Source organism: Novosphingobium sp., assembly GCF_027486195.1.
Taxonomy (GTDB): Bacteria; Pseudomonadota; Alphaproteobacteria; order Sphingomonadales; family Sphingomonadaceae; genus Novosphingobium.
The window spans coordinates 94,808-108,719 of record NZ_JAIXPP010000001.1 but is presented as its reverse complement, the minus strand read 5'-3'; the positions used below and the strand labels follow the sequence as shown (position 1 = coordinate 108,719).

The following is a 13,912-nucleotide window of genomic DNA, read 5'->3' as shown; positions in this document are numbered from 1 at the left end:
GGAACCATGGACAGCCCACACCCCGAACCCGCCAGGCAAGACCGCCGCACTCGCGGCCGCGTCATTGCCGGTTTTACCCTGGCCCTCGCGATTTCGTTCGGCGCTTTCGTCCTCATCAGTGCTTTCAGCTCCGCTGGCGTGGTCTTCGGCAGCGTCTGGTTCCTCGCTTTCCTTCCGGCCTATCTCTGCGCCCTCATCTGCTATGTGGGCGATCCGGATGGCACCAAGCCTGCCAGGTTCTATGGCAGCGTTCCGCTCATCTTCGGTGCGATCGTCATCGTCGGATCGATTGCAATTCTGCGCGAAGGGGTGATCTGCCTGATCATGCTCGCTCCGCTCTGGCTGCTGTTTGGCTGGCTCGGCGCCATTGTGATGCGCCGCATGCGCAATCAGCCGGTTGATCCCAACACCTTCCGTTCGACCCTGATCTTCCTCCCGCTGTTCAGCGCCGGCCTCGAAAGCCAGCTCCCCGTTACGCACGATCAGGTGACGCTGACCCGCGAAGTTGTCATCCGGGCACGGCCGGACGAGATCTGGCCCTATGCCGTCTCCATCCCGCACATTGCGGCGAGCGAGGGCCGGTGGACCTTTACGCAGAACGTGCTGGGCCTGCCCCGCCCGCGTGCGACGACGATCACTGAAAGACGCAAGGGCGGGGTTCGCACCGCCTGGTGGGGGGACAGGATCAATTTCGAGGAACGGATCACCCACTGGGAGCCGGGCCGCCGCCTCGGCTGGGCCTTCGCGTTCCGCAACACCACGCTGCAGGACTATACCGACAAGCACATCTCGCCCGATGGCGAATTCCTCAAGATCGACACGGGCGACTATGTCCTCACCCCGCTTGCCGATGGCACCACCCGCCTCACCCTGCGCACGAACTACATCGCCAAGACCCACGTCAATCCCTACGCCGCGTTCTGGGGTGAGATCCTTCTTGGCGACATCCAGAACAACGTCCTCGCGATCATCAGGCAGCGCGCCGAAGCGCGGCACCTCGATGCAAACGTGCGCTAAAGTTCGACCAGCACCGTCTCGATCTCGGTCGTCACTTCGCTCATCAGCTTGTGCACCGGGCACTTTTTCGCCGCCGCCAGAAGCGTCTCGCGCTCTTCAGGGGAAAGATCGCCGGTCAGCATCAGTGCGGTGCGCAAGCGGTAGATGCCCTTGCGTTCGTCGGAATCATCGCGCGTTACCACCACTTCGATATCTTCCAGCGCCATCCCCTTGCGCTGCGCCAGCCACAGCACCGTCAGCGCCTTGCACGCCCCCAGCGCCGCATCATAGATCTCGTGCGGATCGGGCCCCTCGTTGTCTTCGCCCGCAGCGGGCGTCATGTCCGTCACGAATTCGTGCCCGCGCACGGCAATGCGGTGCGCGGTGCCCGCCGGATCGATGCGTGTAACCGAAATCATGATGCCTCCTGCGGGATTGCTGCCGCGGGCAGTCCAGCACCGCGCCTGCCGGGGGTCAAGCCACACCCGCCTGTGCCGGATCGGGAGAAGTTGACACAGTTGACACAGTCCTGAGGAACAACTGCGTTCGATCAGTAGCGCGCTTTTGATCGGCAGACGCGATCAATCGGCCCGGCCGGACCGACTCGATACAGGGCATGGCGGGTCTGGAGCGCATGCCGTGTTTGTTGACTGGAATGGGCTGTGTAGGACAGACAAAACCGCCGCCCGCACGCTGCCCCCATTGTCCACTAGCTTCGGCGCAGTGCGGCCCTGGATCAGGCAGGTAGCCTTCACCAGAGCCGCACCGGGGGGCGCGATGCTCAGAAGAAGAAGCGGACCGAGGCGGTCATGTTGCGGTCGAACAGCGTCTGCGCCAGCGTGACACCGCCTGCCGGCAGCGAGGGCGCGGAGACGTCGGTCAGCGCCAGCGTGTCGAACAGATTGTTGACGTTGAACGAGAGCACCACCCGATCGACCGGGCGCACCTGAATGAAGGCATTGACCGTGGTGTAGCCCGGCATGCGCAGTTTGTTTTCGTCCTGGCTGAAGCTGCCGGTCGTGCCGATCGCGTTCGCGCCGATCGTGAACAGGTCGGTCTCGTACTGCGGCATGATCTGGAAGATCAGCTTGGCCTGATGGCGCGGTGTGTTGCCGACCAGCATGGGGTCTTCGGCCGCGACGATCTTCGCATCTGTCACGGTCGCCCCGGCAGTCAGACTGAAACCGCCCTTGCGCACGCCACCCTCAAACTCGAAACCCTTGGCACTGTAGCGCCGTGTCACGAGTGTAAGGCCGATCACGCCGTTCGCATCCGGGCGGATCTGGCTGTTGGTTTCAGCAACCCTGGCCGAAAAGCCGGTCAGATTGGCAAAGAACGGACCCGAGCGGAACTTCACGCCCACTTCCGCCTGCTTGACCGGATCATAGCCGACACTGCGGTCCACCAGTCCGCCATCAGTTGCGCTGATCGCGGGTGTGAAGAGAATCTTGTCGGCCGCAGCCCGGGCGCCCCGGCTGTAGCGGGCAAAGAACGACATCGAGCGGGAAGGCCGGTAGTTCGCGCTCACCGAGTAGGAGGTGTAGTGATAGCTGTAGTTGACCGGGGCCGCATTGGTGACGGGCGAGAAGCCGAACCTCGTTTCCGCCGTAGCAATGACACCATCGTTGTTGGCATCGATGGTCCTCACGTCGCTGGGACGGTTGTTGCGCAGGGTTCCTTCGACCTTGCCGGAATCATACCGCAGCGACCCGCCGAGCGAGAGATTGCCCATTTGCAGATTGAGCGAGCCATAAGGGGCCAGCACCCGGTAGCGCAGGTCCACGTTGTGCAGGGTTCCGGTCGTCGGCCCGGTGAAATCAAGCGCGCCGCCGAGCGAATTGGGCGTGCCGTCTGCATTCACGAGGTCGATCAGGGCTGAATTGCCGCCACCGACCACATCCTGGATGAAATCGAGCAGATAGCGTTCGTAAGCCAGATCCTGGCGCGAGTTGTAGACGCCTGCGGTCGAGGTGAGGTTGGCAGTACCCAGCTGCCAGACCCGGCTGACGCGGAGATCGTTGGTGAAGTTGTCCAGCTTGCGGACCTGGCTGTTGTACATCGCCGAATAGGTCACCAGCCCATTGCCGTTGAGCGTGCCGGGCAAGGTGATCGTCTGCCCCTTGTTCGGCCCGTTCGCGTAGACGAGGCTGCCAAACGGCGAGCCAAAGGCGAACGTGGCGACCTGCGCGGGAAGCACCACAAGCGGGTAGTCAACCGTCACGCTGCCGGACTGCGCGGCATAGCGGCCGTGCTCGGATACGGTCCAATCGCCGATGTTGAACTTGGCCTGGAAGCCGATCGACTTGACCACGGCGTGGTTGCCATCGTGGATGTTGATCTGGGACGGGGAACCATCGCCCGAGAACTTGGGGAAGGTGCTGGTGTAGCGCGACGTGAGCGAATCCTTGTTGGCCGCAAAGTTTGGTAGCACGGCATATTTGGGATCGGCATCGGTGCCGGTCACGCCGAGCGGCGTGTTGAAGAACTGCGTCGTGGTATCGTCGAGGAACTTGCCTTCCAGCCGCACGAAGCCGCCAGCGAACTCCTTGGTGACGTTGAACTTGAACTGGCCGCCGCGATTGCCGGTGAAGCCGGTGCGACGCGGGCCTTCGCCTTCGCGGTAAAAGCCGCCCACGTGGAAACGCAGGCTATCGCTGAGGCGGCCGCCATAATCGAAATCGGTGCGGTGGTTGCGATAATCGAGTCCCGTCGAGGCCTGGATCGAGCCGCCTTCCACTTCGCCGGTGTGCGAGATGAGGTTGATCACGCCGCCGGGCGCATTCGATGCGAAAGTCGAAGCCGAACCGCCACGGATCGATTCAACCTGGGCCACGTTGAAATCCGCACGGATGAACATATCGGGGATCAGGGCCAGCAGATCGCCGAATTCCAGCACGGGCAGGCCGTCTTCCTGGATCTGGAGGTACTTGGCACCGGTGGCGACCATCGGGAGGCCGCGGATCGTGTAATTGCCGTTCACTTCACCGTTTCCGGCCTCCGCGCGGATGCCCGGAATGTTGCGGAACAGGTCGGCCATCGACGTGGCGCCAATCTTTGCAATGGTGCTGTCGCCGAGCGAGCTTGTCGAGGTGGCGCTGTCGAGGCGGTCACGGGCGCGGGCGACGCCGGTGGCGATCACATCATCGTTGGTGGCAGTCCGGCTTGCTTCCCATGCCGTCAGCGGCGGCTTGCTCTCCTCCGCAAATGCCGGAGCGGCCAGCAGACATGCCGCCAAAGCGAGGCTTGAGAGCGCCGTCGAACTCAGAAACTTCATTCAATATCTCCCGCAGTGACCAAATGGATGGCGGGAGAAATAGAAAGAATTGTTTTCGTTAGTTGGTTTGGAGCATTGAGGAGTACCCTTAATGCTGTCGTGCGAAATGAGATGAATTTTTTATTATGATTTACAGGGCGATAAGTCGAATATTCGGCTTTCACGTAGTGCAGAATTCATCCCCTGCAAGCTCGGAAGTAACTCAGCTATCCTGAAGGCCCCCGGCCAGATCGAGCGCGATATCGACGATCATGTCCTCCTGTCCGCCGACCATCTTGCGGCGGCCCGCTTCGGCAAGGATCGCGCGGGTATCGACGCCGTAGTCGGCGCTCGCCTTTTCTGCGTGGCGCAGGAAGCTGGAGTAGACGCCGGCGTAGCCTAGCGTCAGCGTTTCGCGGTCCACGCGCACGGGCCGGTCTTGCAGGGGCCGCACGAGGTCTTCGGCAGCGTCCATCAGTGCATAGAGATCGCAGCCGTGGTTCCAGCCCATGCGGTCTGCGGCGGCGATGAACACTTCGAGCGGGGCATTGCCTGCGCCTGCGCCCATGCCCGCAAGGCTGGCATCGACCCGCACTGCGCCGTTCTGCACCGCAACGATGGAGTTCGCCACGCCGAGGCTGAGGTTGTGGTGCGCGTGCACGCCGCGCTGGGTTTCGGGCTTCAGTACGCGGTCGTAAGCCTGAAGGCGCGCGGCATATTCGTCCATGTTCATCGCGCCGCCGCTGTCCGTCACGTAGACGCAGTGGGCGCCGTAGCTTTCCATCAGCTTGGCCTGCTGCGCGAGCGCCTCTGGCGGCGACATGTGGCTCATCATCAGGAAGCCCGAGACGTCCATACCGAGGCTGCGCGCGGCCTCGATGTGCTGCTTCGAGACGTCCGCCTCGGTGCAATGCGTGGCAATGCGGACGGATTTCACACCCATTTCGCAGGCGTGCTTGAGATCATGGACCGTGCCGATACCGGGGAGGAGCAGCGTGGTGAGCACGCTGTGTTCGAGCACTTCGGCGACGGCACCGATCCAGTCCCAATCGGTGTAGGCGCCAAAGCCGTAGTTGAAACTGGAGCCTTGCAGCCCGTCGCCATGCGCGACTTCGATGGCGTCGACTTTGGCCAGATCGAGCGCGCGGGCGATCTTCTGGACGTGATCCAGCCCGTACTGGTGGCGGATCGCGTGCATCCCGTCACGCAGGGTAACATCCTGGATGTAGAGCTTTTGCTCGGTGGGGTCGAAGCTCATGCGGCCATCCTTGTCGCGATCTTCTCGGCAGTTTTCATCGCGGCCGAGGTCATGATATCGAGATTGCCGGCATAGGCCGGCAGATAGTGCGCCGCGCCTTCCACTTCGAGGAAGACGGAGACCTTGAGGCCGGTGAAGCTGCCGCCCATTTCCGGGATCCGCAGTGGCTTGTTGCCGCCGATGCTTTCAAACTGCACCGCCTGTTTGAGCCGGTAGCCGGGCACGTAGCTCTGCACTTCGGCGACCATATCATGCACCGACTGGCGGATCGCCTCGCGGTCAGCCTCTTCGCACAGGCAATAGACCGTATCGCGCATGATCAGCGGCGGTTCGGCGGGGTTGAGCACGATGATCGCCTTGCCGCGCGTTGCCCCGCCGACATCCATGATCGCCTGACTGGTGGTCTCGGTGAATTCGTCGATATTGGCGCGGGTGCCGGGGCCTGCGCTCTTCGAGGAGATCGAGGCGACGATCTCGCCGTAATGGACCTTGGCGACGCGGTTTACCGCCGCGACGATGGGGATTGTCGCCTGCCCGCCGCAGGTCACCATGTTGACGTTGAGGGCATCGAGGTTCGCCTCGCCGTTGACCGGCGGGACGGTGTAGGGCCCGATGGCGGCGGGGGTGAGGTCGATCATCCGCTTGCCCGCCGCGAGCACCAGTTCGCTGTTGCGCTGGTGCGCGCCGGCGCTGGTTGCATCGAAGACGATGCCGATATCGGCGAATTCGGGCATGGCGAGGAGGCCGTCGATCCCTTCGGCAGTGGTCGCAACCCCCATCCGCGCGGCGCGGGCGAGGCCGTCGGACGCGGGGTCTATGCCGACCATCACGCCCATCTCCAGCACATCGGAGAGGCGCATGACCTTGATCATCAGATCGGTGCCGATGTTGCCCGAACCGATGATCGCGACTTTGGTCTTGGCGGTTGGGGTCTGGGCCATATCAGGCGTCTCCATAAGTGAAGCGGCACTCTCCGATCCCGGCGACTTTGGTGCAGACTGTCACGCCCGGTTGCAGCGTCACCATCGGGCCAATCGCTCCGGCGAGGACGATGTCGCCTGCCTTCAGGGGTTCGCCGCGCGCGGCCAAAGTCTGCGCCAGCCAGGCTGCGGCGTTCAGCGGATTGCCGAGCGCCGCCGCGCCGATCCCGGTCGAGACGACTGTGCCGTCGAACGTCATTTCCATCGCGGCGCCTTCCAGATCGAGTCCGGCTAGTGGCAGGCCTTGCGCCGCGAGCACGAAGAAGGCCGAGGAGCCATTGTCGGCCACGGTATCGGCGAACGTGATCTTCCAGTCGGCGATGCGGCTGTCGACGATCTCGATCGCGGCGTGGACCGTGGCGACGGCGGCAGCGACCTGCTCGGGCGTCGTGCCGGGTGAGGGGAGATCAGCGGCCAGCACGAAGGCAATCTCCGCCTCGGCTTTGGGCTGGATGCACGTTGCGGGATCGAGCGTGCCGCCATCGGTCACGCGCATGTCATCGAACAGCACGCCGAAATCGGGCTGGTCGACACCGAGCTGGGCCTGGACTGCCTTGGCCGTCAGCCCCGCCTTGCGGCCGACGATGCGGCGGCCTTGCGCTTCCCAGAAGCGCGTGTTGATTTCCTGCACGGCATAGGCGCCGACGGCATCGGTGGGGGCCAGCCCGTCGCGCAAGGGCGGCACGGTGCCGCTTGTGTAGGCGTTGCGCAGACGCTCTGCGAGCGCGGCATGGGTCGGGCAGTTCATGGCGGGTTCTCTGCTGCGGTTCGATGCCCTGTCGATAGGGGCCACGCGCGGTTGTGCCTAGAGCGGGGCAGGCCTAGTGTCTCACTATATGAGAAACGGGACTCCCAAGGTCGCGGCCTTCCGCCGTACGCTGGCGATGCTCGATGCCGTGCTGGCCGATGGCGGACAATCGGGCATCGCCGCGATCGCGCGGGGGATCGGCATGCCGGTGGCGACCGCGCACCGGCAAGTCGCGACGCTGGTGGAAGAGGGCTATCTCGCGCGCGATGCAGCGCGGCGGCATATCGCCGGGCCGCGCCTGATCGGCATGCTCCACCGGCTCGACGAGAAGCAGATCGTGGCCGCTTGCGCTGCGCCGGTGCTGCACCGGCTGGCGGCGGAAAGCGGCACTGTCGTCCAGCTCGGCACGTTCGAGAACGACATGGTGACCTACCGCGTCAAGACCGGGCAAGGGGCAGGGGCGCTGTTCAGCCGGGTCGGCATGCAGCTCGAAGCCTATTGCTCGGGCATCGGCAAGGTGCTGCTGGCCAACCTGCCCGACGATCACCGGCGCGCTTATCTCGCAACCGGGCCGTTTCCGGCGCTGACAGCGCGCACGATTACCGATCCAGACGCGATTGCCGATGAGCTTGAGCGCGTGCGGGCACAAGGCTTTGCCTTCGACGCGCAGGAAGTGGCGGACGGGCTGGTCTGCGCCGCGGTGCCTGTGATGTGGCCTGATGGCCGCGTGCTGGCGGCGATTTCAAGCTCGCAATTCGGCGAGCAGGTGCGGCCCCCCGAAGAACTCCTGCCCGCCCTGAGCGCGGCGGCAAGGGACATCGAGCGCACCGCGTTCGGCGGGTGATCGCATTCTCGATAGGGCCGAGCCCGCGCGGAGGCTTCTTCGCAGGCTTCGACCGCTAGAACTCGGCCCAATCGCTCTCGATCGCAAGGTTCCCGCTGATGGCGGGCACCGCATGCACCGGCCGGGTGGGTGCGGCAACGGGCGCTCGCTTCATCGGGGCGGGCGCGAACTGGCGCTTGGGCTCGTTTCCGATCCGGAAGCTGGCAAAGGCCGTGCTGAGCTGGGTTGCCTCCTGCGTGAGGTTCTTGGTCGCGGCATTGGTTTCCTCGACCATCGCCGCGTTCTGCTGGGTCATCTGGTCCATCGCGCTGATCGCCTTGCTGATCTTGCGCAGCGCCAGGCTCTGCTCGCCCGCTGTCTCGGCGATTGTCGAGACCGAGGCGGTGACCGTGCTCACGCGGTCGATGATCGTCTGGAGTGCGGTGCCTGTTTCGTTGACCAGCGAGACGCCGGATTCGACGTGGCCAGTCACTGCGGCAACACGCAGCTTGATCGCATTGGCCGCTTCGGTCGCCCGCAGCGCCAGCGCGCGCACTTCGGATGCGACAACGGCAAAGCCCTTGCCTGCCTCACCCGCGCGGGCGGCCTCGACCCCGGCATTGAGCGCAAGGAGATTGGTCTGGAAGGCAATCCCGTCGATCATCGTGGTGATGTCCGAAATCTCGCCGCTCGCGCGGGCCACGTTATCCATCGCCTCGATCGCGCGGCTCACCACCTTGCCGCCGCTTTCCGCTTCGCCGCGAGCCTCGACCATCGAGCCGCTGACATTGGAGGCAATCTTGGCATAGTCCTCGATCTGCGTGGTCAGTCGGTCCATTGCCGATGAAGACGCCTGAAGGCTGGCCGCCTGCTGCTCGCTGCGCCCGGCGAGGTCGGTGGTCGCCTGCTGGATCTCATTGGAGGTGAGGTTGATCGCGACGATGCTCTGCTGGACGAGGCCCATCGCCTGACAGAGCCGCTCCATTGCATCGTTGAAGTCATTTGCGACAGACTGGAAGGCCGGCGGGACATCGTGCAGCCGGACCGAAAGATCGGAGTGCGCGACCGATGCAAGATGGCTCCCGATCTTGGCCATGGCCTCCTCGCGTTCCTTGACCGAACGATCGCGTTCGAGCGTGGCATCGCGGAACACCAGCACGGCCTTGGCCATGTCGCCCAGTTCGTCGACCCGGTCCGTGCCGGGGACCATGCCATCCGTCTGGCCTTGGGCGAGCGCCGACATGGTCCGGGTCAGTTCGGTGATCGGCGTGGCGATCGAGCGCGAGAGGCGGCGCGCCATGAACAGCGCAAGGCCGATCAGCGTCGCTCCGCCCAGACCGAGCGCGATCCACGCAAACAGGATCGCCGAGGCCTGGCGCTGCGTTTCCTCGATGATTTCCTTGGCCTTGGCATCCCTGATTTCGCGCAAGGGCAAGACTGCTTCTGTCACCAGCACGGCCTTGCCGGCAGCGCGGATCGCCTCCTGCGCGGCATCACGCTGCCCGGACTTGACCAGTGCGACATATTTGTCGCCCCAGTTCTCGCGCCATTTCAGCGTTTCGGCGCGCGATCGCAGCACGAGGTCCTTGAGCTGCGGTTCGGTCAGCTGGGCTTCAAGCGAAGCCGAGGCCTTGTCGTAATCGTCGCGGCCTTCGTAGTAGGATTTGAGGTAGCTCTCATCAGCCGTCACCAGAAATCCGCGCAACTGGCTGTTCTGCCGCAGCAACGCTGTTTCCAGAGTCAGTGTATCGGCCAGCACGTCCTGGCTGGCCGTGTTGCGCGCGGTCACGCTTGAGACCATGCCAAGACTGATGCCGAACACAATCATCATGATCGCCGCCGCGGCGATGAGCGTGACGAAGGACAGACCAAGCCTGCGCGGAATGTTCATGCGGTCGAACACGGTATCTCAATTCCTTGATGGCGTTGAAACAGGGTCTTGAGGGGCAGGGGCAGCCCGCATGGCCGGTGCCATGCGGGCTGCTCCCATCAGAACGCGTAACGCAGCGAGGCGGTCACGGTACGGCCGTTCATGACCTGCGCGTTGACGAGGCCGCTCGGCGGGATCGCTGCCGAGGCGAGTTGGACGATTGCCAGTGTGTTGAACACGTTGAAGGCGTTGATCCCGATCTGCACCCGATCGACCGGGCGCACCTGCACGAACGGGCTGAAGATCACATAGCCAGGCTGCTTCAGGATATTGCTGTCCTGTGCAAAGCTGCTGGTCGTGCCGTTGATCACGCTGCCCAGCGTAAACTTGCCCAGTTCCACCTGCGGGCGGGCCTGGAACGAAAACGTCGGGATATGGCGCGGGCGGTTGCCTTCAAGCGTCGGATCCGCGCGATCCTTGTCGATGTGTGCATTGGTCCAGGTTGCGCCCAGCGTCAGCGAAAACGGACCATGGCGCGCCTCACCCTCGAACTCGATGCCCGTCGCGCTATAGGTGCGGTTGAGCTGAACTACGACGGCCTGCCCGCTGGCATTTGCGGCGAGCTGGAAGTTGCGCTCGGCGGTCGATGCCCAGAAGCCGGTGATGTAGGCTGTCAGCCCTCCCTTGCGGAACTTCATGCCCAGTTCGGCCTGCTTCACTGCGCCAAAGGCGACCGAGGGATCGAGCAGCTTGCCGGTCGCCGGGTTGAGCGAGGCTGCGCCCAAAATACGATCGGCATTGGCGCGGGCACCGCGACTGTAGCGGGCAAAGGCGGAGAACGGCTCGGCAAACCGGTAGTTCACACCCGCTGAATACGACAGATAGTCATAGTTGTAGTCCACCGCAGCGGACTTGCCGAGCGCGAGAATTGCGACATTGCTTTCTGCAACCGATATTGTTCCGTCGCCGTTGACGTCGATCGCGGCCGAACTCGGCGCATTGCCACCGAACTCGGCTTTGGCAATGGAACCACGCATCTTGCCACGATCCCAACGAACGCTGGCGCCCAGCGATAGCTTGCCGATCTGGTAATTGACCGAACCATACGGTGCCAGAACACTGGTCGTCAGTTCATTGTGGACGCGTTGGGCGGCGACCGGAACGCCCAAGGTGAGCCCATAGGCATACACGCCGTTGTCGCTCAGCGGGACACCGCTGCCACTTGTCACATTGACAGGTGCATTTCGGCCGCCTCCCGCCAAATCATTGATGGTGCTAGCCAAATTCCCAAAGTTTGAGATCGACTGTGTCGACTTGTATACGCCGGCGGTCGTCGTGAGCTTACCCGAGCCCACAATCCAGACGCGACTGGCCCGCAGATCGTTGGTCAGGTTATCAAGCTGGTTCTGCTTGTAATTGATCCGAACGGTGAGTGAGAGCGGCCGGGCATCTGCAATCACTTGCCCGCTCTGCGGCCCAGCAGCATAGCCAAGGGTCGCTCCCGGGCCGCCAAGCACCCCCGCCAGAATGGGGGCAGGCGCTGTCAGAAACGGAATGTTATCATTGTAGTCGCCGCTGAGATCGGAGAAGCGGAAACGATTGCTGACCGTCCATTCCGCCACATCGAACTGCGCCTCTAGGCCGATCGATTTGCTGATGCCGCGAATGCCGTTGCGCGCATCATAGGCGGTCGGGCGGTTGTTTTGATCGACGCCGAGATAGCGTGCCCCGAACTGCGATTCATAGGCATCGCCGCGCACATTGTTGCCCGGAAGGTCAGCAATTCTGGGCGCGCCGTTGGTACCGGAGACCAGTACCGGATAGAGCGTGTAGTTGGGCTGCCGGTCATCAAGGTACTTGCCGTAGAAGCGGATGTAGCCATTGGCGAACTGCTTGGTCAGGTTGCCTCTGAACTGGCCGCCGCGGAAGCCATCGTAACCGATCTTCCGCGGCCCTTCGCCCTGACGGAAAAACCCGCCGACATGGGCGCGCCAACCATCGCCCAGCGGACTGCCATAGGCAAAATCGATGCGATTGAGATCATGGTCGATACCGCTTGAAACCTGGATTGCACCACCCGCGGTCTCGCCAGTTTTCGAGATGAGGTTGACCACGCCGCCCGGCGCGTTGGACGTGAAGGTCGAGGCCGATCCGCCGCGGATAACCTGAACCTGGGAAACGGCAAGATCTGCACGGACGAACATATCCGAATTGGCGCTGAGGATATCGCCGAATTCGAGAACGGGCAGACCATCTTCCTGGATCTGCAGATACTTTGCGCCGTCCGCCGAGAGCGGCAGGCCACGAACGGTTATGGCGGAAAATCCATCATTGCCCGAAGTCTCGGCGCGGATACCCGGGATGTTCTGCAAGATGCCCGCGACCGAATTCACCGAAAGCTTGGCGAGATCGGCTTCGTCGATCACGCTGGCCGAGATCGCGGTGTCGAGCAGATCGCGCCCCTTGGCAACGCCGGTGCTGAAGGTCTTGCCGCCCGCTGCGGGCTTGGCTTCGGAACCCTCGGCAGCCTTTGCCGGATCAGTGGCGGTTTTGGCCTCTCCAGCCAGAGCGGGGGTGGCCAGTGTGGCCGCGAGCAGGGTGGAAGCCAGGAGATGCGCGTGTCGCATGGGTACCTCATGTAAAAACGTCGAGGCTGGTCGATACCGCCATCACATTAAGTGCTGCCAAGCCCGTGCTTACGCAGTTCTACGATGGTTAATTGCTTGCTTTTCAGTTTCGTAGCGCGTGCCTTAAGTACTTCTACGTGGGGGCGCTTTCCCTGAAACTTGGAATGAATTCCCGCAGATCGGGGCTCGATCCTGACGTGAAGGCGAGCCCCCATGTATACCACTGCCATCGGGGCCCAGCCCGCTTGCCGCCTGCGCCCCGCTCTGCGCGCCGAAGCGCAGCTCCTGCTCGAAGCGGCCAAGGCGCAGAGTTTCGGCAAGCACTTTGTCGCGGCGCTGCTCGAAGGCCTCGCGCGGACGCTCTGGCACGCACCGGCGCTTGTCCGTGTCATCGAGGAATGGCCGGGTGATCTGGCCAGCGCCGGCGTCATCTTCCGCCTCAATGCCGGGCTCCATGCGCTGGCGCGCTCGGGCCGGTTTCCCGAACTCGAGGTGATCTACGCCGCTGCCACCACCGCGACCGTGCCGGTTCCGCTGCGGCTGGATCCGGCGCTGGCGCTGGCGCTGCGCGATGGCGAGGACGACCTGCTTATGTGGCTGACCGGGCCGACCCAGACCAACGAGGTGGCCCGCATCGCCGGGCTGGCGGCAGTGCTGCTGGAGCTTTCGGCGCAGCACGAAATGCCGTGCCGCCTGTTCGAACTCGGCTCCAGCGCCGGGCTCAATCTCAATCTTGCGTACTATGATCTGTGCATCGGCGGGGTGCGCGTCGGCGATGCCGCCAGCGATGTTCATATCGCCCCGCGCTGGTCGGGACGGTCACCCAGACCGGGCAAGCTCAGGATCATCAGCGCCGAGGGTGTCGATCTCAGCCCGCTTGATGTGGGCAGGCCCGGTGATGCCGAGCGGCTCCATGCCTATGTCTGGCCCGGCGAGCGCGACCGCAGCGAGCGGCTGCGCGGCGCCATTGCGCTGGCGCAGCGGTTGCCGCCCCGGATCGAGCAGGGCAGCGCCGGCACCTGGCTGGCACGCCAGCTGGCAGCACCGCAGGCGGCCGGGGAGCGGCGCGTGGTGTTCCATTCGATGGTGCTGCAATACCTGCCGGAGGCGGAGCGCCTTTCGATCGATCGCCTGCTGGCCGCCGCCGGCACTCGCGCCGCGGCGGAGCGGCCGCTTGTCCGCGTCGGGCTCGAATGGAACGAGGGGCGAACCGCCGTGGAAGTGCGCGTTACCCAATGGGATGGCGGTCCGCACTCCGGCCAACCCAGGCTGGCGGCGCGTTGCCATCCCTATGCCGAATGGTTCGAATGGCTGGGGCCGGACGACTGATGGGGGCCGCCCCGCAAGCCGCTCCAGA

General features: G+C 63.9%; 10 protein-coding genes. 3 read left to right on the top strand and 7 right to left on the bottom strand.

Annotation, left to right across the window (positions count from 1 at the left end; translation table 11 throughout):
- The first annotated feature begins 6 nt into the window (after positions 1-6).
- A complete protein-coding gene (locus Q0071_RS00480) occupies positions 7-1,017 on the top strand; it encodes an SRPBCC family protein (RefSeq protein WP_298164062.1) in 1,011 nt (336 codons plus the stop codon).
- On the opposite strand, the gene Q0071_RS00475 is transcribed toward Q0071_RS00480, so the two are convergent.
- The 5 genes from Q0071_RS00475 to Q0071_RS00455 all read right to left on the bottom strand — a co-directional run bounded on the left by Q0071_RS00475 (position 1,014) and on the right by Q0071_RS00455 (position 7,235).
- Positions 1,014-1,415 carry an OsmC family protein gene (locus Q0071_RS00475; protein ID WP_298164061.1) on the bottom strand — a complete coding sequence of 134 codons (402 nt, stop codon included), beginning with the start codon at positions 1,413-1,415 and terminating at the stop codon, positions 1,014-1,016. The genes Q0071_RS00480 and Q0071_RS00475 overlap by 4 nt on opposite strands.
- A gap of 362 nt (positions 1,416-1,777) precedes the next feature.
- A complete protein-coding gene (locus tag Q0071_RS00470; RefSeq protein ID WP_298164059.1) occupies positions 1,778-4,270 on the bottom strand; it encodes a TonB-dependent receptor in 2,493 nt (830 codons plus the stop codon).
- Between the two features lie 202 nt (positions 4,271-4,472).
- A complete protein-coding gene (gene dmpG, locus Q0071_RS00465) occupies positions 4,473-5,507 on the bottom strand; it encodes a 4-hydroxy-2-oxovalerate aldolase (RefSeq protein WP_298164058.1) in 1,035 nt (344 codons plus the stop codon).
- Positions 5,504-6,448, bottom strand: a complete 945-nt coding sequence (locus Q0071_RS00460; RefSeq protein WP_298164056.1) for an acetaldehyde dehydrogenase (acetylating) — start codon at positions 6,446-6,448, stop codon at positions 5,504-5,506. The genes dmpG and Q0071_RS00460 overlap by 4 nt, the downstream gene beginning before the upstream one ends.
- A gap of 1 nt (position 6,449) precedes the next feature.
- Complete coding sequence (locus tag Q0071_RS00455; RefSeq protein WP_298164054.1) at positions 6,450-7,235, bottom strand: fumarylacetoacetate hydrolase family protein; 786 nt, start codon at positions 7,233-7,235, stop codon at positions 6,450-6,452.
- 88 nt (positions 7,236-7,323) lie between these two features.
- Between Q0071_RS00455 and Q0071_RS00450 the strand changes: the two genes are divergently transcribed.
- The gene (locus Q0071_RS00450; RefSeq protein WP_298164052.1) at positions 7,324-8,079 is read left to right on the top strand and encodes an IclR family transcriptional regulator; all 756 of its coding nucleotides are present in this window, start codon (positions 7,324-7,326) and stop codon (positions 8,077-8,079) included.
- A gap of 55 nt (positions 8,080-8,134) precedes the next feature.
- On the opposite strand, the gene Q0071_RS00445 is transcribed toward Q0071_RS00450, so the two are convergent.
- Positions 8,135-9,961 carry a methyl-accepting chemotaxis protein gene (locus Q0071_RS00445; RefSeq protein WP_298164049.1) on the bottom strand — a complete coding sequence of 609 codons (1,827 nt, stop codon included), beginning with the start codon at positions 9,959-9,961 and terminating at the stop codon, positions 8,135-8,137.
- Positions 9,962-10,047: 86 nt separating this feature from the next.
- Positions 10,048-12,555 (bottom strand): TonB-dependent receptor, encoded by a 2,508-nt coding sequence (locus tag Q0071_RS00440; RefSeq protein ID WP_298164047.1) that lies wholly within the window; start codon positions 12,553-12,555, stop codon positions 10,048-10,050.
- 213 nt (positions 12,556-12,768) lie between these two features.
- Here Q0071_RS00440 and Q0071_RS00435 point away from each other — a divergent pair, with 213 nt between their 5' ends.
- Complete coding sequence (locus Q0071_RS00435) at positions 12,769-13,884, top strand: DUF2332 family protein (RefSeq protein WP_298164046.1); 1,116 nt, start codon at positions 12,769-12,771, stop codon at positions 13,882-13,884.
- Positions 13,885-13,912: the final 28 nt, after the last annotated feature.

Excerpts from the sequence above, each read along its gene's own strand:
- Q0071_RS00470 (WP_298164059.1), bottom strand. The coding sequence starts at position 4,270 with ATGAAGTTTCTGAGTTCGACGGCGCTCTCAAGCCTCGCTTTGGCGGCA.
- Q0071_RS00435 (WP_298164046.1), top strand. The coding sequence starts at position 12,769 with ATGTATACCACTGCCATCGGGGCCCAGCCCGCTTGCCGCCTGCGCCCC.
- Q0071_RS00460 (WP_298164056.1), bottom strand. The coding sequence starts at position 6,448 with ATGGCCCAGACCCCAACCGCCAAGACCAAAGTCGCGATCATCGGTTCG.
- Q0071_RS00440 (WP_298164047.1), bottom strand. The coding sequence starts at position 12,555 with ATGCGACACGCGCATCTCCTGGCTTCCACCCTGCTCGCGGCCACACTG.
- dmpG (WP_298164058.1), bottom strand. The coding sequence starts at position 5,507 with ATGAGCTTCGACCCCACCGAGCAAAAGCTCTACATCCAGGATGTTACC.
- Q0071_RS00480 (WP_298164062.1), top strand. The coding sequence starts at position 7 with ATGGACAGCCCACACCCCGAACCCGCCAGGCAAGACCGCCGCACTCGC.
- Q0071_RS00455 (WP_298164054.1), bottom strand. The coding sequence starts at position 7,235 with ATGAACTGCCCGACCCATGCCGCGCTCGCAGAGCGTCTGCGCAACGCC.
- Q0071_RS00475 (WP_298164061.1), bottom strand. The coding sequence starts at position 1,415 with ATGATTTCGGTTACACGCATCGATCCGGCGGGCACCGCGCACCGCATT.
- Q0071_RS00450 (WP_298164052.1), top strand. The coding sequence starts at position 7,324 with ATGAGAAACGGGACTCCCAAGGTCGCGGCCTTCCGCCGTACGCTGGCG.